Below are 19325 nucleotides of genomic sequence, written 5' to 3' on the forward strand. Positions count from 1 at the left end.
GGACATCGTCCTTCCCGCTGGTGGGATGCCTCAACGGGTGGTTCTGTCTGATATCCCAGACTAGGCTCCCCGCATGGGCGACAGCAGCGAGGTGCCGGCGCTGCGCCGCGGCCTCGCGGTGCTGCGCCTGCTGGCGACGCGCCCGGGACCGGTGACCGCGGCGGCGATCGCGCGGGAGGCGGGTCTTCCCCGGTCGACGACGTACCACCTGCTCAGCGAGCTGGAGGCGGCCGGGTTCGTCGTCCACCTGCCCGCGGAACGGCGGTACGGCCTCGGCATCGCGGCCTTCGAGCTGGGGTCGGCCTACCTGCGCCACGACCCGCTCGAGCGCCTGGCCGGGCCGTTGCTGCGCAAGCTCGTCGACCGCGTCGGTCACACCGCGCACCTGGGCGTGCTGCACGGCAACGAGTCGCTGTACCTGATCAAGGAGCGCCCGGCGCGGCCGGAGACGCTGGTGACCGAGGTCGGCGTCCGGCTGCCGGCCCAGCTGACCGCGTCCGGCCGCGCGATCCTGCGGCACCTGCCCGCGCCGCACGTCCGGGCGTTGTTCCCCTCGGCGACGGCGTTCGTGCTCCGCACCGGTCGCGGTCCGCGCACGCTCGCCGAGCTGCGCCGGACGTTGACGGCCGAGCGGCGGCTGGGCTGGTCGGTCGAGGACGGCCACGTCACCGAGGGGTTCGCGTCGGTGGCGGCCCCGGTGTTCGACCACGGCGCCCGCCCGCTGGCGGCGATCAGCGTGACCCTGCGCCACCACTGCACCGCCGAGCCGTGCGCGGAGACGTGGCCGCAACTGGCGGCCGAGGTGGCGGCGACGGCGGCCGAGCTGACCAGCCGGATCGGCGGCCACCCGGGCTGACCCGCTGGTGCGATCGGGGCAACTGTCACCGAACGGCTCGATTCCGCTCCGCTGGGTTATTACCGTGACTGGACAGCGGTTCGAGGGGCACCGGCGAGTGGGGCGCGAGGGGAAGGCGCCGGCGGATGGACGACGCACGGGTGACGAGGGTGGGGTTCGGCGCGGTACTGGCCGTGGCCGAGTTCCGCGCGATGTGGGCCGCCGAGCTGCTGTCCATCTGCGGCGACCAGCTCGCCCGCGTCGCGCTCGCGGTCCTCGTCTACCAGCGGACGTCGTCGGCGGCCCTGACCGGTCTGACCTACGCCCTGACGTACGTGCCCTCGCTGCTCGGCGGGATCCTCCTGGCCGGCGCGGGTGACCGGTGGCCGCGGCGCGACGTGATGGTCGCGGCCGACGTGGCCCGCGCCGCGCTCGTCGCCGTCATCGCGATTCCCGGCGTCCCGCTGTGGGTGCTGTGCGTGCTGGTCGCGGTGATGACGGCGCTGGGCGGCCCGTTCAAGGCGGCGCAGCAGGCGTTGCTGCCGTCGGTGCTCGAAGGCGAGCGGTACCTGGTCGGGATGGCCCTGCGGAACGTGACGATCCAGGGCGCGCAGCTGGCCGGGTTCGCGGGCGGCGGGCTGCTGATCGCCGCGCTGGCGCCGTCCGCGGCGCTGGCGCTGGACGCGGTGACGTTCGTGCTCTCGGCGGTGTTCCTCCTCGCGGGCGTCCGGCGCCGGGCGGCGGTCGCGCGGGCGGTCCGGCCGGCCTGGCTGTCGACGACGTCGGCCGGGATCCGGCTGATCTGGCGCGACCCGGCGTTGCGCACGCTGGTGGCGCTGAACTGGCTGGCCGGGTTCTACGTCGTGCCGGAGGCGCTGGCCGCGCCGTACGCGGCCGGGATCGGCGCGGGCGCCACGCTGGTGGGGCTGCTGATGGCGGCGGACCCGGCGGGCAGCGTGCTCGGCGGCGTCGTGTTCGGCAAGTGGATCCCGGAACGCGTGCAGGTCCGCGTGCTGGGGTGGCTGGGGATCGCGGCCGGGCTGCCGCTGGTGGTGTTCGTCTTCCGGCCGGGGCTGGTGCCGGCGGTGGCGCTGCTGGCGGCGTCCGGGCTGCTGGCGACGGGCTACAACATCCAGGGCACGGTGTCGTTCATGCGGCGGGTGCCGGACGAGCACCGCGCGCAGTGCGCGGGCGTCAACTCAGCGGGGCTGATCACCGTGCAGGGGGTCGGCGCGGCCGTGGCGGGCGCGCTGGCCGACGTGCTGAGCCCGGCGCACACCATCGCCGTGGCCGGAGCGGCGGGTGCCGCGGTGGCCGTGCCGATCGCGAGGGCGTGGCGCCGGGTCGGGCTGGAGGAACCATGACCTCAGTTGTCGCGTCCGCACATGGCGCGCCTCCCTTCGCTGCATCGGGCCGTACCGGCTCCGTCACCGGCCGGACACCATGAGTATGCAGACCGGCGCCGGAACCCCGCGCGGTGTACCACGCTTTCGTGACGTGCTCGTGGCACCGCGGCACTGGGCGCTGTGGCGCCAGGGTCCGCGAGTGATCGGGTACTGCCTCCTGAGCGAGGCGGCGGCGGTGGTCCTGACGCTGCGCCCGTACCCGGTGGCGGTGGATCGCCGCACGCTCTTGATCCTGGCGGTGCTGCTGGTCCTCGGCGTGGTCCAGTCGGAGACGGGCCGCCGGGTCGAGCGCATCCGGCGCCGGGTGTCGGGGACCCCGCACATCAACATGACGTCGGTCTGGACGTTCGCCGGCGTGCTGCTGCTCCCGCCCCGGCTGCTGGCGCTCCTGGTGTGCGGCCTGTACGTGCACCTGGCGGTCCGCAGCTGGTACCGCCTGCAGCGGGTGCCGACGTCCCGGACGATCAGCAACGCGGCCATCATCCTGCTTTCGTGTTACGCCGCCCAGGCGGTGCTGCGGGTCTCGGGCGCTCCGGACGTCCGCGCGGCGTTCGTCCGCGGCTGGCCCGGAACGTTCGCGATCGCGGCCGCGGGCGTGACGTTCTTCGTGGTGAACGCCCTGCTGGTGCTCCCGGCCCGCCGCGAGATCGGCCGCACGCCGGAGGCGTTGTTCGGCACGTGGTCGGACAACGGCCTGGAGGTGGCGACGCTCTGCCTGGGCGCGTTGAACGCCGTGGCCCTGGCGATGTTGCCGGGCCTGGTGGTGCTGGTGCTCCCGCCGTTGCTGCTGCTGCACCGGACGGTGCTGGTGAAGCAGCTGGAGGTGGCGGCCCACCGCGACGAGAAGACGGGCCTGTACAACACGAGCGGCTGGCACGCGCTGGCGGAACGGACGCTGGCGGCAGCCGCACGTCAGCATTCGACGTTCGGCTTGCTGATGCTGGACTTGGACCACTTCAAGCAGGTCAACGACACGTACGGCCACCTCGCGGGCGACGCGGTGTTGCGAGCGGTCGCCGAGGCGATCATCTCGGCGGTCCGAGGCCGCGGCGACGCGGTCGGCCGGTTCGGCGGCGAGGAGTTCGTGGTGCTGCTGCCGGGCATCGCCCACCCGGACATCGGAGCGGTGGCGGAGCGCATCCGCAGGGCCGTGGCGGCGCTGACGGTCCCGGTGGGCCAGCTCTCGATCAGGGGCCTGTCGACGTCGATCGGCATGGCGGTGTACCCGCAGGCGGGAACCTCGCTGCAGCGCCTACTCGACGCAGCGGATACGGCGCTGTACCACGCGAAGGCGACGGGCCGGAACAAGGTGGTCCACGTAGCGGACCTGGTCTGATCAGGCGATCTTGTGCCGCCGCCCGGCATCGAGCCCGAGCATGGCCAGCAGCTCGGCACACTCCCCGACATCGGACGAGTGCCCGGCCACGGTGATGACGGCCCGATCGTTCTGTTCAGCGAGCCGAACGGCCTCCTCAGCCCGGATAACCCCCATCCGGCTGTCTTCATCGTTGGCGGTCGAGCTGCCGTTCGAACGGGCCCAGGTCATCTGGCCACCTACTTCCGACTCCGCGGGTGCAGAGCCATGGTCGGGCGTCCAGCATGACACTCACAAAAACTTCACCCACAAGTGGGCCCCATCACTAGCACGAAGGTTGCGGACAGTAGCAGCGGATTTGAGGGTGGACCAGGAGCTACCGCGGCAAGGGAGGGGCGCTGCGGTGGGTTGCTTTCCCTTCCGGCACCCCGAAGCCTTCATTGTGACTACGGCCGGCAACACCGCGTCAAGGCGGGAAAGATGCCTTGACCCGGCGCTGCCGGCCGTGTTCTGGCTTCGGATCGGGGTGCGGGAGGGTCTGGGTCCGCGTCGGCGCGTGTTCCCGCGACCGCTCACTTGCGCGGGTTGCCCGCTCCGCTTCGCGGAGCGGGGCGCGGAGCGGGCTCAGCCCGCTCCGCGAAGCGAAGCGGGGGGCGGGGCGAAGCCCCGGGAGGGGGCAAGGGGCAAAGCCCCAAAGGCGGGGTCCCGGGGCGAAGCCCCGGAGAGAGGGGCGAAGCCCCGAGAGAAAGGCAGGGGCGAAGCCCCGACGCCCGAGAGGGCCCGGGGCGAAGCCTCGGAGAAGGGGGTCCAGGGGGCGAAGCCCGCCTGGCGGGGGTCTGGGGGTTCGACCCCCAGAAGACATGGACGAAACCGAAGAGAAGGCCGAAGCCCCGAAGGGGCGACGGCCTTCTCGAAGGTGGAGGTGCCGGGAATTGAACCCGGGTCCTCTGGCGTATCAACAGGGCTTCTCCGTGCGCAGTCCGCTACGTCTCTGCTTGGCTCCCTCGGTCACGCGAACAAGCCGAGGTGACGAGCCCAGCCACTGTTTGCTTCACGACTGTTCCCCGTGGCCGGGACAGTCGCTGAGCCTCCTAGCTGATGCCGGTACCCGGGCCGGAGGCGAACCCGGGCCGACAGAGACGCACTCGCTCAGGCGGCGAGGGCGTACTCGCGCTGACTGGAGTCGGCGCTTATTTGGTTGCGATGACGCTTAACGGTGGTCTCTCGCCTGCACCGGCACGCTTCTCCTGAATCAACGTCCAAAGTCGAAACCGTTCACCCCCTTGGTGGGAACACAACCTGTACATCATAACGCGTGCCGCCACCGCTTTACTCCAGGTGGGTAGGGCCAGCCCTACCGCGGGGATGCCCGCGCGCACCATGTCGACGCCGGTCCCGGAACGCGACGATGGATGCCGTCGTGGGATGAAGGGAGCCCGGTCATGGGTAGCGAGAGGCGGGATCCGCCGTTCGGTGGTTCGGTGGTGTTCCTGCTGATGAACCTGCCGCTGGGGGTGCTGGCGTTCGGGTTGCTGACGTCGTTCGCGGCGGCCGGGCTGGGGACCGCGGTCGTGTGGGTGGGCGTGGGCTTGCTCGCGGTGCTCGTGCTGGGGGTGCGGGGGGCGGCCCGGTTGGAGCGTGCGCGGGTTTACGCGCTGCTCGACCGCTACATCGACCTGCCTTACCTGCCGTTGCCGGCCGAGGGGCAGAAGAGCCGGTGGAAGGGCCGGTTGAAGGATCCGTCGACGTGGCGGGACCTGGTCTACTTCTTCCTGCTGTTCCCGCTGGGCGTCGTCGAGTTCGTGCTGGTGACGGCGTTCTGGTCGACGAGCCTGGCGCTGGCGGGGCTGCCGATCTACTTCCGGTGGCTGCCGGGCGGCGCGTACTACTTCCCGGCGGACGACCTGCGGTGGCTGACCGTGGATTCGACGGTGGAGGCGCTACCGTGGGCAGCGCTGGGGGTGTTGTTCATCGCGTTGTCGGTGGCGTTGACGAAGGCGCTGGCGGGGCTGCACGCCCGGGTGGCGATCGCGCTGCTGGGGACGACCGTGGCCCAGCGCCGTCGGATGGAGCGCTGGTGGGAAGACGCGGAAGAGAAGAACCTGGTGGCGGGATGACCGAGGCGCAGCAGCTGGAGCACCCGCGGCCGAACCCGGCTCGCACGATCGTGTACATGATCGTGAGCTTCTTCTTCCGGATCGTGCAGTTCGTGCTGATCGTGACGGGGATCGCGGTGGGGGTCGGCACGGCGGTGGTGTGGGTCGGGTTCCCGATCCTGCTGGCGACGACGAGCTTCATCCGCTGGTCGGCGGATCGCGAGCGGGCGTGGCTGGGCGCGATGCTGCGGGTGCCGCTGCCACCGGTCGAACGACGCTCGCAGGAGGGCCTGCCGCTGCTGCGGCGGTGGATGGTGCGGCTGAGCGACCCGACGACGTGGCGGGACCTGGCCTATCTGATGGCGGCGTTCCCGCTGGCGTGCGCGGAGCTCGGGATCGCGATCGCGTCGATCGTGCTGCTGCCGATGGCGATCTGGGTGACGCCGTGGCTGGGCTGGCTGCACGGCGAGCTGGGCATCGCGCTGCTGGGCCCGGACCGCACGACGCGGCTGGAGCGGAAGGCCGAGCGGCTGCAGGCGTCGCGGGCGCGCGGGGTCGACGCGGCCGAGGCCGAACGGCGCCGGATCGAGCGTGACCTGCACGACGGCGCGCAGCAGCGGCTGGTCGCGGTCGCGATGAGCCTCGGGCGGGCGAAGTCGAAGTTCGACCAGGACCCGGACATGGTGCGGGAGCTGATCGACGAGGCGCACTCGGACGCGAAGCTCGCCGTGTCGGAGCTGCGGGACCTGGCGCGTGGCATCTACCCGGCGGTGCTCGGCGACCGCGGGCTGGACGCGGCGTTGTCGGCGCAGGCGGCGAAGTCGCCGATCCCGGTGGACGTGACGGTGACCGTGGACCCGCGTCCGCCGGCGGCGGTGGAGACGACGGCCTACTTCATCGTCGGCGAGACGCTGACGAACATCGCGAAGCACTCCGGAGCGTCCGAAGCGGAAGTGAAGGTGTGGCGGACCGACGACCACGTCGTCGTCGAGATCACCGACAACGGCCACGGCGGCGCCGAAGTGCGGCCCGGCGGCGGGCTGGCCGGTCTGGCCGACCGCGCCGCGACGATCGACGGCGTGATCACGGTCGTCAGCCCGGTGGGCGGGCCGACCGTAATCCGGGCTGACCTCCCCTGCCAGTGGTGAATAGGCTGGACCCCGTTCATCCACGAACCTGGGGGCCGGATGCGGGTAGTCATCGCCGAAGACGCCGTGCTGCTGCGGGCGGGGGTGACCCGCCTGCTCGCCGACGAAGGCATCGAGACGGCCGCGGCCGTCGACAACGGGGACGACCTGCTCGGCGCGATCAAGGAGCATCGCCCTGACCTGGCGATCGTCGACGTCCGGATGCCGCCGACGTTCACCGACGAGGGCTTGCGCGCGGCCTTGGCGGCGCGCAAGGAGATCCCGGGGCTGCCGGTGCTGGTGCTCTCGCAGTACGTCGAGGAGTCGTACGCGGTCGAGCTGCTCTCGGGCGGCGCGGGCGGGGTGGGCTACCTGCTGAAGGAGCGGGTGGCCGACGTCGAGGAGTTCCTGGACGCGGTCCGCCGCGTGGCCAACGGCGGCACGGCGATCGACCCGGACGTGATCGCCCAGCTGATGGCCCGCGGCCGCCGCAACCCCCTGGACGCGCTGACCGCCCGCGAGTCCGAGGTGCTGGGGCTGATGGCCCAGGGCCTGTCGAACACGGCGATCGCGAACTCGCTGGTGGTTTCGCACGGCGCGGTGGAGAAGCACATCGGCAACATCTTCTCGAAGCTCGGCCTCGAAGCGAGCGCGGAGGAACACCGCCGGGTCCGTGCCGTGCTGACCTACCTGGGCCGCTGAACCGACAGACGGTGACCAGAAGTCCCGTAAAGTGAACATAGGGTCACCCGTTCCGCGGGCGGCACCCTCCCCACCGCTCACCTACCATGAGCGGACCCACCGGAGAGGAGCGCGCAGATGTCCGACGAGACCCGCTGCGTCCGCTTCTTCGGCGGCCCGCTCGACGGCCGCGTGCAGGAGCTCGGCGACGCCGAACCGGTGCCCGGCACCGTCATCCGGCACATCCACCTGCACGGCGGCCCGAAGATCGAGACCCGCTACGAGCTCGGTCTCACCGAGAGCGGCTGGGAGTACCGCGTCGCCGCGACGCGGCACGAACCGGAGCCGGACAACCTGAGGTAGGGAGAACCCCCGCATCCACCGGGGGTGAACAGGACCCCGAAGACGCCGGTAAGCACCGCTGTTCCCGCAGGTCGAACCGGCCAGGCTGAGCACATGCAGACAAGCCGGGACCGCTTCCTCGACGTCGTCCGGGCGGGGGCCATCCTCGCCGTCATCGCCCAGCACTGGGTCATGCCGGTGCTTTCCTACTCCGACGGCCACCTCGCCACCGGCAACGCGCTCGCCACGCCGGGGTGGTGGGTGGTGACCTGGCTGTCCCAGGTCATGCCGCTCGTCTTCTTCGCCGGCGGCGCGGCCAACCTGATCTCGTTCCGCCGCGCGGAATCGACGCGGGAGTGGCTCGGCGGGCGCATCAAGCGCCTGATGGTGCCGGTGCTGCCGCTGATGGCCGTCTGGCTGGTCATGCCGGACTTCCTGCGCGGCCTCGGCATCCCGCCCCAGCCCCTGCAGGTCGCGAGCGCGATCGCCGCGCAGCTGCTGTGGTTCCTCGCGGTCTACGTCCTGGTCGTGCTCCTCACGCCGCTGATGGTCGCCGCGCACCGGCGCTGGGGCCTGAAGGTGCCGCTGGTGATGGGGGTCGCCGGCGTGCTCGTCGACGTCGCGCGTTTCAACGATCTCGGCTACATCGGCTACGCCAACGCGATCTTCGTCTGGGTCGCGGTCCACCAGCTCGGCTTCCACTACGTCGAAGGCCGCCTCGGCACGCTCACCCGCCGCGCCGCCCTGACGCTCTCGGCCGCCGGCTTCGGCGTCACCGCGCTGATGGTCGCGTTCGGCCCGTACCCGGCCAGCATGATCGGCATGCCGGGCGCGCCGGTGTCGAACATGAGCCCGCCGACCGTGCTGCTCGCCTTCCTCGCCGTCGGCCAGATCGGCCTGCTGCTCGCCTTCCGCCCGCAGCTCAACGCGCTCGCCGAACGCCCCGGCGTCGGGCGCGCGCTCGGCTGGCTCGGCGCCCGGTTCATGAGCGTCTACCTCTGGCACATGCCGGCGCTGGTCGTGGTGGCGGGCGTGACGGTCTACGGCCTCGGCTACGAGACACCGGCGCCCGGCACGGTGTTCTGGCTCGCCATGGCGCCCGCGTGGTTCGCGGTGTGCGGGCTGGTGCTGCTGGGCCTGCTGCGGCTGTTCGCGCACTTCGAGATGCAGCGCGACACCGCCGTGGTCACCGCGAAGGTGCCGCAGCTGGTCGTCGCCGGGCTGCTGATCTCCGGGGGCCTGCTCGGCCTCGCCGCGCACGGGTTCGCGCCGCTGTCGGACGGGATCGCGCACGGCCCGGTGCCGTGGATCGTTCTCGCGACGGCCGGGTTCCTCCTGGCCGGCAAGCGGATCCGGGTCGCCGAGCTCGGCACCCGGTTCCTCGGCCACGCGGTCGCCGTGAGCGAACAGGCCGCGCTGCGTCGTTGAAAGCGCGTCGTCAAGGAACGTCAGCGCTCGAGCAGCCGCAGCGGGGTGTCGTGCAGGACGGCCCGCAGGAACGGCTCCCCCAGGCGATCGTCGGCCGCCCAGCCGGCGATCGCCTGCAGCTGCGTCGCGTAGGAGTACGGGATGTTCGGGAAGTCCGTACCGAGCACGACGCGGTCGGCGAACGCGGCCAGCCGCGCGGTCCAGTCCGGCGGCAGCGGCGACATCTTCTCCGCGAACGGCACCCCGACCATCGTGGTGTCCAGGTGCACCCGCGGGTACTTCTCGAGCAGCTCGAAGGCGGCCTCGAACTCCGGCATCGCCGCGTGCGCGAGCACCGCCGTGAGATCCGGGTACCGCGCCAGCACCTCTTCGAACACCGACAACCCGGTGAAGTCGCCCCGCAACGGACCGTGTCCACAGTGGACGACGACGGGCACGCCCGCGTCGGCCAGCGCACCCCAGACCGGCTTGAGCTGCTCGTCACGCGGGTCGTACGCGCCCACCTGCACGTGCGCCTTGAACACCCGGGCACCGGCGCGCAGCGCACCGTCCACAGCGGACCCGGCGCCGGGCTCGGGGTAGAACGTCCCGGTCGGCACCGCGTCCGGGACCCGCGCGGCGAACTCGAGCGCCCACTCCGTCAGCCACTGCGCCATCCCCGGCTTGTGCGGGTAGACGAGCGGCGCGAAGCGCGTCACACCCAGCGAGCGCAGCGTGGCCAGCCGGTCCTCTTCGGACGTCCGGTAGTGCACCGGCCAGTCGGTGCCGTAGTGCGTCGAGGCCCGGTCGAAGTACGCCCAGACCTTGTCCATCACCGGCTTCGGCAGGAAGTGGACGTGCAGGTCGACCAGGCCGGGCAGGCCCAGCGACGCTGTCCAGCGCGCGACGTCGCCGTCCGAAGCCGGGCCCGCCGTCACTCCGTGAACCGGCCCTTCAGCGCGCGGCCCATCGCCTTCCTGATGTCGCGCTCCGCGTCGCGCTTGGCGAGCGTCTGCCGCTTGTCGTAGGCCTTCTTGCCCTGGGCCAGCGCGATCTCGACCTTGACCTTGCCGTCCTTGAAGTACATCGACAGCGGGACCAGGGAGAGCCCGCTCTCCTTGGTCTTGCCGATGAGCTTCTCGATCTCGCGCCGGTGCAGCAGCAGCTTCCGGGTCCGCCGGGGCGTGTGGTTGGTCCAGGTGCCCTGCGTGTATTCCGGGATGTGCACGTTGCGCAGCCACACTTCGCCGTCGTCGACCGTCGCGAACGCGTCCGCCAGGGACGCCTTGCCCTCGCGCAGGCTCTTCACCTCGGTGCCGACCAGCACGAGACCGCACTCGTAGGTGTCGAGGATGGAGTAATCGTGCCGCGCCTTGCGGTTCGACACGATCACCTTCTGGCCACGTTCCTTGGGCATACGACCACTCTACGTGATTCCGGAAACGACAAGCAGCCGGTTTTGAACAGGCACAGCGACGCTAGTGCCGGACGTACAGCCGCAGCGTGACGTAACCGGTGATGGCGGAGATCACCACGGACACCCCGAGCAGGATCGGCGCGACCGGGAACAGCAGCTCCAGCATGGTGATCTTCGGGAACACGTCGCCGGTGAACACCGAGTCCAGGAAGCCGGCCTTGGTGATGATCAGCATGATGATCCCGATGATCGCACCGAAGGCGCCGGCGACCACCGCCTCCAGCAGGAAGGGCAGCTGCGTGTACCACCGCGTCGCGCCGACCAGCCGCATGATGCCGACCTCGGTGCGCCGGGTGAACGCGGACACCTGGATCGTGTTGGCGATCAGCAGCAGCGCCGCGATGGCCATGATGAGCGCGGCACCGAACGCCATGTTCCGGACGCCGTTGAAGGCGTTGAACACGCGGTCCAGGAACTTCTTCTGGTCGTCGACCTTCCGCACGCCCGGCTTGGTGCCGTACTCCTGCACGATCGACTCGCTGCGGTCCGGGTCCTTCAGCTTCACGTGCAGCGACGCGGGCAGCGACTCCGGGCCGGTCAGCTGGATGAGCTCCGGCTGGCTCTCGAAGATCTTCTTGAACCGGTCGAAGGCCTGGTCGCGGTTCTCGAACACGACCGACTCGACGCCGTCGTTGCTCTGCAGGGACGAGCGAAGCGACTGGCACAGCGACTGCGTGCAGCTCTTGTCGTTCGCACTGATGTCGTCGGTGAGGTAGACCGAAACCTCGACGTCGGCGAGGAAGTTGGATTTCATCTTGTCGATCGTGCGCACGGCCAGGAGGCCGCCGCCGAGCATGGCGAGCGACACGGCCGTGGTCAGGATCATCGCGATGGTCATCGTGACGTTCCGGCGCAGGCCGGTGATTACCTCACTGAAGACGAAACTGGCGCGCATGTCGGGGTCAGGTCCTTGAAGTCGGGGGGCAGGGCGGGGAGGTCAGCGACCGATGCCGTAGACGCCGCGGGCGTCGTCGCGGATCACCCGGCCGAGCTGCAGCTCGACGACGCGGCGCCGCATGGAGTCCACGATGGAGTGATCGTGGGTCGCCATCAGGACGGTCGTGCCGGTGCGGTTGATCCGCTCCAGCAGCAGCATGATGTCCTGGCTGGTGTCGGGGTCCAGGTTCCCGGTCGGTTCGTCGGCGAGCAGCACCAGCGGCCGGTTGACGAACGCGCGCGCGATCGCGACGCGCTGCTGCTCACCGCCGGAGAGCTCGTTGGGCAGCCGGTCCGCCTTCCCGTCGAGGCCGACGAGCTCGAGCACCTCGGGGACGACCTTCTTGATGGTCGGGGCGGGCTTGCCGATGACCTCGAGGGCGAACGCGACGTTCTCCGCGACGGTCTTGTTGGCCAGCAGGCGGAAGTCCTGGAAGACGCAGCCGATGGTCTGCCGCAGGCGGGGGACCCGGCGGCGGGCCAGCTTGGCGACGTCGAAGTTGGACACCATCACGCGGCCCTTGCTGGGCGTCTCTTCGCGCAGCAGCAACCGGAGGAAGGTCGACTTCCCCGATCCCGAGGGACCGATGAGGAAGACGAACTCACCCTTGTCGATGTTGACGGACACCCGCTCGAGCGCGGGCCGCGTCGAGGTCTTGTAGACCTTGGAAACCTCTTCGAGCCGGATCACGATTCGGCATACTACCCACCGGTCTCGTGAAGCCCCGGTTGCCCGGTGCACCCGGGTGGAGCAAGGGGCGTTTGCGCACGGTGTGTAATGGGGTCGTACCCCCACCCCCACGCCGGGGGCTGCGCCACCCGGACCCCCGGAAAGCCGCGGTGAGCGGTCGTCCGCCTACCCCGCGCCGATCAGGCGACCGCCGTCTGCTTCCGCCAGCGGATGCCGGCGTCGAGGAACCCGTCGATCTCGCCGTCGAGCACTGCCGACGGGTTGCCGACCTCGTAGTCGGTCCGCAGGTCCTTCACCATCTGGTACGGGTGCAGCACGTAGGAGCGCATCTGGTTGCCCCAGCTGGAGCCGCCGTCCTTGAGGGCGTCCATCTCGGCGCGCTCCTCTTCCTTCTTGCGCAACATCAGCCGTGCCTGGAGGACCTTCAGGGCGGCCGCCTTGTTCTGCAGCTGGGACTTCTCGTTCTGGCAGGAGACGACGATGCCGGTCGGCAGGTGCGTGATGCGCACCGCGGAGTCGGTCGTGTTGACGCTCTGGCCGCCGGGACCCGACGAGCGGTAGACGTCGACCCGGATGTCCTTCTCCGCGATGTCGACGTGGTCGACCTCTTCGACCTCGGGCAGCACCTCGACGTGCGCGAACGACGTCTGGCGGCGGCTCTGGTTGTCGAACGGCGAGATCCGGACGAGCCGGTGGGTGCCCTGCTCGACGGAGAGGGTGCCGTAGACGTAGGGGGCGGTCACCTTGAACGTCGCCGACTTGATGCCCGCCTCTTCGGCGTAGGAGATGTCGTAGACGTCGGTCGGGTAGCCGTGGCGCTCGGCCCAGCGCAGGTACATGCGCAGCAGCATCTCGGCGAAGTCGGCCGCGTCGACGCCGCCGGCCTCGGAGCGGATGGTGACGACGGCGTTGCGGTCGTCGTACTCGCCCGAGAGCAGGGTGCGGACCTCGAGGCCGTCGATGTCCTTGCCGAGGGCGGCGAGCTCGGCCTCGGCCTCGGCCATGCTGCCGGAGTCGCCCTCGGCCTCGGCGAGCTCGTACAGCACCCCCAGGTCGTCGAGCCGCTGGCGCAGGTCGTTGACCCGCCGCAGCTCGCTCTGCCGGTGGGACAGCTGGCTGGTGACCTTCTGCGCCGCCTCCGGGTCGTCCCAGAGGTTCGGGCTCGAAGCCTGCTGTTCCAGGTCGGCCACCTGGGCACGCAGCGCATCCAGGTCCATCACCGACTCGATTTGCGTCAGCTTGCCGGTCAGGTCCCTCAGTGCCGCGTCGAACTCATCACTCACGTTTGTCAAGGTTACGGCAAAACCCACGACCGGTTGCGGGGACCGGTCGTGGGCGCGCGAACCTCAGGCCGCGGGGATGGCGTCGAGCAGCTTCAGCGCGGCCTTGGCCTGGGCCTGGGCGAACTCGGCGACGGCCTTTTCGTACGGCCCGTCGGCCGCCTTGGTGGCCGCCTTGGCGTCGTCGAGCTGCTGGCCGTAGCTCGTCCGGGCCGACTCGAGCAGCGCCTGGCGCTGCTTCGCGGTCAGCGACGCCGCGTGCACGAGCCGCAGGATGAGCGGGCTGCGCAGGTGGTCGGGGCCGGCCTCGGACGTCAGCCAGGCCTTGAAGGCCTTCTTGCCGGCGGCGGTGATCAGGTACTGCTGGCTGGAGCGCGGGCCCTGCTTGCCGAGCCGGACGAGACCTTCCTTGGACAGCGCCGGGAGCTCCCGGTACACCTGGCTGCGGGTGACGCTGAAGAAGGCGCCGAATCGCTCACCAGCTCCCGCGACGAGCTGCCCGCCGGTGGCGGGACCGTCGTGGAGCAGACCGAGCAGGGCGGCGGCTGTTGCATTCAATTCGGACACGTCCCCTAGATTCCCACTTATCGGCCGCTGTGTCCACAGTGGTCAGCAGATCTGTCCATTGTGGCTAGTGAGATCCCCTCGTTCGGCCCAATGCGACCAGGTCCACTGTGGACCCGGACACGCTGCGCAACCACCCGGGGCGGCACTTTGGTCCAACCAGCCGCACGCGAGCCGCCCCGACGCCGCCAGCCAGGCGAGTTCGGCAGGAGGCTTTCCCCGGCTTGGCCGATCCCGAACACACACCGCAACCACCCGCAAACAAACCCCCTATCACGAGATTCGTAGCAGGAGGCGACCACGACGGGGGATCCAAGGGGGCGGAGCCCCTTTGGCGGGGGGTTTGAGGGTTCGACCCCCATTGCAACGCGAAAGAGGCGTGGCGAACGTTTTCCGTTCGCACACGCCTCTTACGTCTGTAGCGGGGACAGGATTTGAACCTGCGACCTCTGGGTTATGAGCCCAGCGAGCTACCGAGCTGCTCCACCCCGCGCCGTTGTGGTACTTGAATAGATTACACGGGGTGGCCACCGGCTTTACACCGGGGTCCCCTAACCGGCTGACCTGGCGTTACGCCGCTCCGAGCCACTGGCGTGCTCCACTGAGGACCATCGAGAGCCCGTCCTCGAACCGCGAGTCGACGTCGGCGAGGAGGTCACCGGCCTCCGCGCCGCGGTACCGCTCGTCCAGCTGCCCCGGCACCGGGTAGACCGCCTGCACTTCGATGATGAAGCCGACGACGTAGCTGTAGACGGTGAACAGCGCCTGGCCGGCCGCCGTTCGTCGAGGCCGGCGTCGATGCTGCGCCGCAGCGGGCTCGGCCCGACCAATCCGGTGTCGCCGAGGTAGGTCCCCGCGAAGACCTTCCCGCCGTCGCGGTAGGACAGCATCATCCGGCGCAGCGCCCGCGCGCCGTGCGCGACGGCGTCCCACTCCCCCAGCGAGTCCGGCGGCCGCCGCGCCTCGGCCGAATCGGCGTACACCTGCGTCGTCATTTCGTCGAGCAGCTCCTGCTGGTCAGGTCAACTTAACACTGTTAAGGAGATGGGGATGCACGTGCTGGACACCGAGGTGGTTGTCGCAGGAGCGGGACCGACCGGGCTGATGCTGGCGAACGAGCTGGCACTGGCCGGAGTGGACGTTCAGGTGCTCGAGCAGATGCACGAGCCGACGGGCTCGTCGAAGGCGCTGAACCTGCAGCCGCGCACGAGCTGACCGGCTTCGACCAGGACGCCGACGGCGTGACGGTCACGGCGGCCGACCTCCGGGTGCGGACGGCCTACCTGGTGGGCTGCGACGGCGGCCGCAGCGCGGTCCGCAAGGCGCTGAACCTGCCGTTCGAAGGGATCGAGGGCCGCGGCCTTCCCCGCGGGCGGCCAAGGCCTGAACCTGGGTGTCCAGGACGCGATGAACCTGGGCTGGAAGCTGGCGGCGCACCTGCGCGGCCGAGCACCGGCCGGCCTCCTGGATTCGTACGAAGCGAAGCGCCGCGCGGTGGCGTCCGGGGTCCTGCAGAACGTGGCAGCCCAGAACGCGCTGATCCCGATGACCCCGGACCAGCCTCGCGAGCAACTTGTTCCACAGTGGAAAGTTCGTCCTGCTGACAAAACCCCCGCAACCACCCCCACATCCGGAGATAGTCGCAGCAAAGGTGCCAAAACTCCCTGGCCCGATCTAACGACGGTCCTGATCCGCCCAGACGGCGACGTAGCAAGCACAAGAGGATCCACAGAAAGCTGGCTAACCCAAGAAGGCAACCAGACGCAGGGGGTCCAGGGCGGCGAAGCCCCCTGGCGGGGGTCTGGGGGTTCGACCCCCAGGGGCAAACGCGAAGGAGGCGCGGCCCGCGCATTCCGCGAGCACACGCCTCCCACATCCGTAGCGGGGACAGGATTTGAACCTGCGACCTCTGGGTTATGAGCCCAGCGAGCTACCGAGCTGCTCCACCCCGCGTCGTGACACCTACCTTACGCCTTGGTTTCCCAGGGGTGCAAAGCAGGTGCCCGTTAGGTAAGGGACGTCACCCTCCCGGCTGCGAACTCGGCGGCGGAGTGGTGGTCCCCGGCGCCGCGGTCTTCGCCGCTTCGTACTCCCTCGCCGCCGCGTCCAGGGCCGCCAGAGCCGCACCCTGGTCGGTGAAGTTGCCCGACTGCTGGGCGGCCTTCAGCTTGGCGATGGCCGACTGGATGTCCGTCACGGCCTTGTCCAGCGCCGCATTGCCACCGCCGGTGTTCGGCGGTGTCGTGGTCGGCGTGGTCGTCGGAGTCGTCGGCGGCGTGGTCGTGGGCTGCCCAGCCTGCGGTGGCGTGGTCGTCGCCTCGCCGGTGCCCGCGCCGAAGATCTGGTCGAGGGCTTCCTGCAGCGTCGCGCCGTAGCCGACCTTCGGCCCGTACGAGACGAGCACGCGGGCCAGCTGTGGATAGCTGTTCTGGTTGCGCTGCCGGATGTACACGGGCTCGACGTAGAGGAAGCCCTGCGCGACCGGCAGCGTGATCAGGTTGCCGTAGATCGGGATGACGTTGGGGTTGTTGAACAACGTCCGGTCCTGCGCCACCCGTGGATCGCTCTGGAACCGGTTCTGGACCTGCACCGGACCGTCGACCTGGGTCGCTCCGGTCGCCGCGCTGGGTAGCTGGAGGACGCGGATCTTCCCGTAGTCGTTCGGATCCGAGGACACCGACATCCACGACGCGAGGTACTGCCGTTGCAGACCGGTGAGCGAGCTGGTCAGCTGGAACGTCGGCTTGCTCTGGCCCGGGGTGTCGGCGAGGACGTAGTAGCCGGGCTGGTTGGCCGCGCCGGCCGCGGCCGGGTTGGAGCCGCCTTCGGCCGTCGGGTCCTGCGGGACGCTCCAGAACGCCTGCTGCGAGTAGAACTCCTGCGGGTTGCTGACGTGGTAGCGCGACAGCAGCTCACGCTGGACCTTGAACAGGTCTTCGGGGTAGCGGAAGTGCGACCGCAGGTCCGGCGAGATCTCGGAGCTCGGCTTCACGAGCCCGGGGAAGACCTTCTCCCACGCGTTGAGGACCGGTTCCTTGTCGTCGATCGAGTACAGGTTGACCGTGCCGTTGAAGGCGTCGACGGTGGCCTTGACCGAGTTGCGGATGTAGTTGATCGAGCTGTTGGCCTGCCGGGCGACGCCGTTGAGCGAGTCGTTGGTGGCCGCGCCGAGCTGCGTCTGCTGCGAGTACGGGAAGTTGTTGATCGTGGTGTAGCCGTCGATGATCCACTGGATCTTGCCGTCGACGACCGCGGGGTACGGGTCGCCGTCGAGGGTCAGCCACGGCGCGACCTTGCTGACGCGTTCGCGCGGGTCGCGGTTGTACATGATCTTCGAGTTGTCGCCGATGGCGTCGGAGAACAGGATGTTGCGTTCGCCGTATTCGGCCGCGAAGGCCAGGCGGTTGAACCAGTTGTCGACCGAGACACCGCCGGTGCCCTTGTAGTTGTAGCGGTCGGTGGCGGTGTCGTACTCGCCGGGCGCGCCGTTCCCGCCGACGATGGCGTAGTCGGAGTCCGCGGCAGACAGCTCGCCGTAGTAGATGCGCGGTTCCTTGACCTCGATGCCGGGCTGGCCCGGACCGGGTGAGCCGGCACCGGTCGCGTTCTGGGTGTCGCTGGTGGTCGCGATCGGGTAGCCACCGTCGGAGTTGGCGTCCTTGACCGCACGGTCGATGGTGTTGGCGGGCGCGGCGACGAAGCCGTTGCCGTGGGTGTAGACGAGGTGCTTGTTGATCCAGCTGGTCTGGTTGCCGGTCAGCCCCTCGGTCTTGATCTCCTTCGCCGCGACGATGTAGTCCTGCGTGACGCCGCCGACGGTGTAGCGGTCGACGTCGAGCTTGGCCGGGAAGCCGTAGAAGTTCTCGCGCCCGACGCGCTGGGTGAAGGTGTCGGAGAGGATGTTCGGGTCGAGCAGCCGGATGTTCGACATCGTCCCGGCGTCGGCCTTCAGCTGGTCCGAGGTCGCGGAAGACGCGCCGGTGTACGGCTGGTACTGGACGTCGGTGAGGCCGAAGGCACGGCGCGTGGCGTCCATGTTGCGCTGGATCGACGTCGCTTCCTTCTCGTTCGCGTTGGGCTTCACCGAGAACTGGTCGAGGATCGCGGGCCACGCGACGCCGACCAGGATGCTCGACAGGATCAGCAGCACGAGGGCGATCGCCGGCAGCTGCAGGTTGCGCAGGAAGGCGCCGGCGAAGAACGCGATCGCGCAGATCACCGAGATGCACAGCAGGATCAGCTTGGCCGGCAGGACCGCGTTCAGGTCGGTGTAGGTGGCGCCGATGAACAGCGGCGCGTTCCGGTCGGACAGCAGCAGGTTGTACCGGTCGAAGAAGTACTCGGCGGCCTTGAGGAGCACGAAGATGCCGACGGTGATGGCGAGCTGCGCGCGGGTCGGGCCGGCCAGCTGGCCGCCCTTGCCCGCCAGCCGGATGCCGCCGAAGACGTAGTGCGAGATGAGCGCGCCGAAGAAGGAGATGACGACGGTGACGAACAGCCAGCCGAGCAGCCAGTTGTAGAACGGCAGGTCGAAGGCGTAGAAGCCGACGTCGTTGCCGAACTCGGGATCGGTCTGGCCGAACGAGGTGCCGTTCATGAACAGCTGGACGACCTGCCAGTCGCCCTGGGCGGACAGGCCGGCGATGAGGCCGGTGACCACCGGGATGCCGACGCCGAAGAGGCGGATCCGGGCGACGATCGCGGACCGGTAGCGGGCCAGCGGGTCGTCGGCGCCGGAGATCGGCACGAACACCGGGCGGGTGCGGTAGGCGATCATCAGGCTGATCGCGAGCGCCCCGCCGACGAGCAGCCCGACCGCGAAGAACAGCACGATCCGGGTGACGAGCTGGGTGGTGAACACCGAGCGCGCCCCGACCTCTCCGAACCAGAGCCAGTCGACGTACGTGTCGAGCAAGCGGGCTCCGAGCAGGAGCGCCAGCACGATCACCGCGGCGATGATGAGGAGGATCCGGCTCCGCCGGGACAGCTTCGGCAGGCTCACCGGGGGCCGAGTCGCCACGGCGCACGCTCCTGTCTTCGTCAGCACTCGAGCAGGGGCGCACGCGCCCCCTGATTCCCTAACTCTACGGATGCCCGGGGAAGTTCCCGGGACCCGCCCAAACCGGACTCGCGACGTGGTCTCGCGGATCCGCCTGACACGATGTGCG

Annotated in this window: 18 protein-coding genes, 2 tRNA genes, 1 other RNA gene and 3 pseudogenes; 11 read left to right on the top strand and 13 right to left on the bottom strand. The window is 69.9% G+C overall.

Going from position 1 to position 19325, the window contains the following annotated elements:
- The first annotated feature begins 73 nt into the window (after window positions 1-73).
- The 3 genes from OG738_RS04895 (at window position 74) to OG738_RS04905 (ending at window position 3577) form a co-directional block, all read left to right on the top strand.
- Entirely contained in the window at window positions 74-856 is a 783-nt protein-coding gene (locus OG738_RS04895; RefSeq protein WP_329051576.1) for an IclR family transcriptional regulator, read from the top strand.
- A gap of 125 nt (window positions 857-981) precedes the next feature.
- Window positions 982-2199 carry an MFS transporter gene (locus tag OG738_RS04900; RefSeq protein WP_329051578.1) on the top strand — a complete coding sequence of 406 codons (1218 nt, stop codon included), beginning with the start codon at window positions 982-984 and terminating at the stop codon, window positions 2197-2199.
- Between the two features lie 139 nt (window positions 2200-2338).
- Window positions 2339-3577 carry a diguanylate cyclase gene (locus OG738_RS04905; protein ID WP_442875928.1) on the top strand — a complete coding sequence of 413 codons (1239 nt, stop codon included), beginning with the start codon at window positions 2339-2341 and terminating at the stop codon, window positions 3575-3577.
- On the opposite strand, the gene OG738_RS04910 is transcribed toward OG738_RS04905, so the two are convergent.
- Window positions 3578-3787: a hypothetical protein gene (locus tag OG738_RS04910; protein WP_329051580.1), complete on the bottom strand. Its 210-nt coding sequence runs from the start codon at window positions 3785-3787 to the stop codon at window positions 3578-3580.
- 683 nt (window positions 3788-4470) lie between these two features.
- Window positions 4471-4839: a transfer-messenger RNA gene (ssrA, locus tag OG738_RS04915) on the bottom strand.
- 159 nt (window positions 4840-4998) lie between these two features.
- Between ssrA and OG738_RS04920 the strand changes: the two genes are divergently transcribed.
- The 5 genes from OG738_RS04920 (at window position 4999) to OG738_RS04940 (ending at window position 9230) form a co-directional block, all read left to right on the top strand.
- Window positions 4999-5673: a sensor domain-containing protein gene (locus tag OG738_RS04920; RefSeq protein WP_329051581.1), complete on the top strand. Its 675-nt coding sequence runs from the start codon at window positions 4999-5001 to the stop codon at window positions 5671-5673.
- Window positions 5670-6800, top strand: a complete 1131-nt coding sequence (locus OG738_RS04925; protein WP_329051583.1) for a sensor histidine kinase — start codon at window positions 5670-5672, stop codon at window positions 6798-6800. Before OG738_RS04920 ends, OG738_RS04925 begins: the two co-directional genes overlap by 4 nt.
- A gap of 39 nt (window positions 6801-6839) precedes the next feature.
- Window positions 6840-7481: a response regulator transcription factor gene (locus OG738_RS04930; RefSeq protein WP_329051584.1), complete on the top strand. Its 642-nt coding sequence runs from the start codon at window positions 6840-6842 to the stop codon at window positions 7479-7481.
- Window positions 7482-7598: 117 nt separating this feature from the next.
- Window positions 7599-7823 (top strand): hypothetical protein, encoded by a 225-nt coding sequence (locus OG738_RS04935; RefSeq protein WP_329051585.1) that lies wholly within the window; start codon window positions 7599-7601, stop codon window positions 7821-7823.
- Window positions 7824-7916: 93 nt separating this feature from the next.
- The gene (locus OG738_RS04940; RefSeq protein ID WP_329051586.1) at window positions 7917-9230 is read left to right on the top strand and encodes an acyltransferase family protein; all 1314 of its coding nucleotides are present in this window, start codon (window positions 7917-7919) and stop codon (window positions 9228-9230) included.
- Window positions 9231-9250: 20 nt separating this feature from the next.
- Here the strand turns inward: OG738_RS04940 and OG738_RS04945 are convergent, their stop codons facing one another.
- The 9 genes and pseudogenes from OG738_RS04945 to OG738_RS04985 all read right to left on the bottom strand — a co-directional run.
- Window positions 9251-10147, bottom strand: coding sequence for an amidohydrolase family protein (locus OG738_RS04945; protein WP_329051587.1), 897 nt, complete (start codon window positions 10145-10147; stop codon window positions 9251-9253).
- Window positions 10144-10626, bottom strand: coding sequence for an SsrA-binding protein SmpB (smpB, locus tag OG738_RS04950; RefSeq protein ID WP_086849338.1), 483 nt, complete (start codon window positions 10624-10626; stop codon window positions 10144-10146). Before smpB ends, OG738_RS04945 begins: the two co-directional genes overlap by 4 nt.
- 61 nt (window positions 10627-10687) lie before the next feature.
- The gene (gene ftsX / locus OG738_RS04955) at window positions 10688-11581 is read right to left on the bottom strand and encodes a permease-like cell division protein FtsX (protein WP_329051591.1); all 894 of its coding nucleotides are present in this window, start codon (window positions 11579-11581) and stop codon (window positions 10688-10690) included.
- Window positions 11582-11623: 42 nt separating this feature from the next.
- Entirely contained in the window at window positions 11624-12313 is a 690-nt protein-coding gene (ftsE, locus tag OG738_RS04960; RefSeq protein ID WP_086683549.1) for a cell division ATP-binding protein FtsE, read from the bottom strand.
- Window positions 12314-12492: 179 nt separating this feature from the next.
- Window positions 12493-13596, bottom strand: coding sequence for a peptide chain release factor 2 (gene prfB / locus OG738_RS04965; protein WP_329051596.1), 1104 nt, complete (start codon window positions 13594-13596; stop codon window positions 12493-12495).
- A gap of 63 nt (window positions 13597-13659) precedes the next feature.
- Window positions 13660-14160 carry a PadR family transcriptional regulator gene (locus tag OG738_RS04970; RefSeq protein ID WP_329051597.1) on the bottom strand — a complete coding sequence of 167 codons (501 nt, stop codon included), beginning with the start codon at window positions 14158-14160 and terminating at the stop codon, window positions 13660-13662.
- 416 nt (window positions 14161-14576) lie between these two features.
- Window positions 14577-14650, bottom strand: a tRNA-Met gene (locus OG738_RS04975).
- Window positions 14651-14727: 77 nt separating this feature from the next.
- Window positions 14728-14877, bottom strand: coding sequence for a hypothetical protein (locus OG738_RS04980; RefSeq protein WP_329057095.1), 150 nt, complete (start codon window positions 14875-14877; stop codon window positions 14728-14730).
- 155 nt (window positions 14878-15032) lie between these two features.
- Window positions 15033-15152 (bottom strand): annotated as a pseudogene (locus OG738_RS04985) (TetR family transcriptional regulator); the annotation flags it as partial.
- A 55-nt stretch (window positions 15153-15207) separates the two neighbouring features.
- Here OG738_RS04985 and OG738_RS04990 point away from each other — a divergent pair.
- The 3 genes and pseudogenes from OG738_RS04990 to OG738_RS44610 form a co-directional block, all read left to right on the top strand.
- A complete protein-coding gene (locus OG738_RS04990; protein ID WP_329051598.1) occupies window positions 15208-15372 on the top strand; it encodes an FAD-dependent monooxygenase in 165 nt (54 codons plus the stop codon).
- 26 nt (window positions 15373-15398) lie between these two features.
- Window positions 15399-15449, top strand: a pseudogene (locus OG738_RS04995) (hypothetical protein); the annotation flags it as partial.
- Between the two features lie 73 nt (window positions 15450-15522).
- Window positions 15523-15702: pseudogene (locus OG738_RS44610) on the top strand (FAD-dependent monooxygenase); the annotation flags it as partial.
- A gap of 334 nt (window positions 15703-16036) precedes the next feature.
- On the opposite strand, the gene OG738_RS05005 reads toward OG738_RS44610, so the two are convergent.
- Window positions 16037-16110 (bottom strand) — tRNA-Met (locus OG738_RS05005).
- Between the two features lie 67 nt (window positions 16111-16177).
- A complete protein-coding gene (locus OG738_RS05010; RefSeq protein ID WP_329051599.1) occupies window positions 16178-19177 on the bottom strand; it encodes a UPF0182 family protein in 3000 nt (999 codons plus the stop codon).
- Between the last annotated feature and the right edge of the window lie 148 nt (window positions 19178-19325).

This window comes from Amycolatopsis sp. NBC_01488 (genome assembly GCF_036227105.1).
GTDB lineage: Bacteria > Actinomycetota > Actinomycetes > Mycobacteriales > Pseudonocardiaceae > Amycolatopsis.

Excerpts from the sequence above, each read along its gene's own strand:
- OG738_RS04895 (WP_329051576.1), top strand. The coding sequence starts at position 74 with ATGGGCGACAGCAGCGAGGTGCCGGCGCTGCGCCGCGGCCTCGCGGTG.
- OG738_RS04900 (WP_329051578.1), top strand. The coding sequence starts at position 982 with ATGGACGACGCACGGGTGACGAGGGTGGGGTTCGGCGCGGTACTGGCC.
- OG738_RS04910 (WP_329051580.1), bottom strand. The coding sequence starts at position 3,787 with ATGACCTGGGCCCGTTCGAACGGCAGCTCGACCGCCAACGATGAAGAC.
- OG738_RS04920 (WP_329051581.1), top strand. The coding sequence starts at position 4,999 with ATGGGTAGCGAGAGGCGGGATCCGCCGTTCGGTGGTTCGGTGGTGTTC.
- OG738_RS04925 (WP_329051583.1), top strand. The coding sequence starts at position 5,670 with ATGACCGAGGCGCAGCAGCTGGAGCACCCGCGGCCGAACCCGGCTCGC.
- OG738_RS04930 (WP_329051584.1), top strand. The coding sequence starts at position 6,840 with ATGCGGGTAGTCATCGCCGAAGACGCCGTGCTGCTGCGGGCGGGGGTG.
- OG738_RS04935 (WP_329051585.1), top strand. The coding sequence starts at position 7,599 with ATGTCCGACGAGACCCGCTGCGTCCGCTTCTTCGGCGGCCCGCTCGAC.
- OG738_RS04940 (WP_329051586.1), top strand. The coding sequence starts at position 7,917 with ATGCAGACAAGCCGGGACCGCTTCCTCGACGTCGTCCGGGCGGGGGCC.
- smpB (WP_086849338.1), bottom strand. The coding sequence starts at position 10,626 with ATGCCCAAGGAACGTGGCCAGAAGGTGATCGTGTCGAACCGCAAGGCG.
- ftsX (WP_329051591.1), bottom strand. The coding sequence starts at position 11,581 with ATGCGCGCCAGTTTCGTCTTCAGTGAGGTAATCACCGGCCTGCGCCGG.
- OG738_RS04990 (WP_329051598.1), top strand. The coding sequence starts at position 15,208 with ATGCACGTGCTGGACACCGAGGTGGTTGTCGCAGGAGCGGGACCGACC.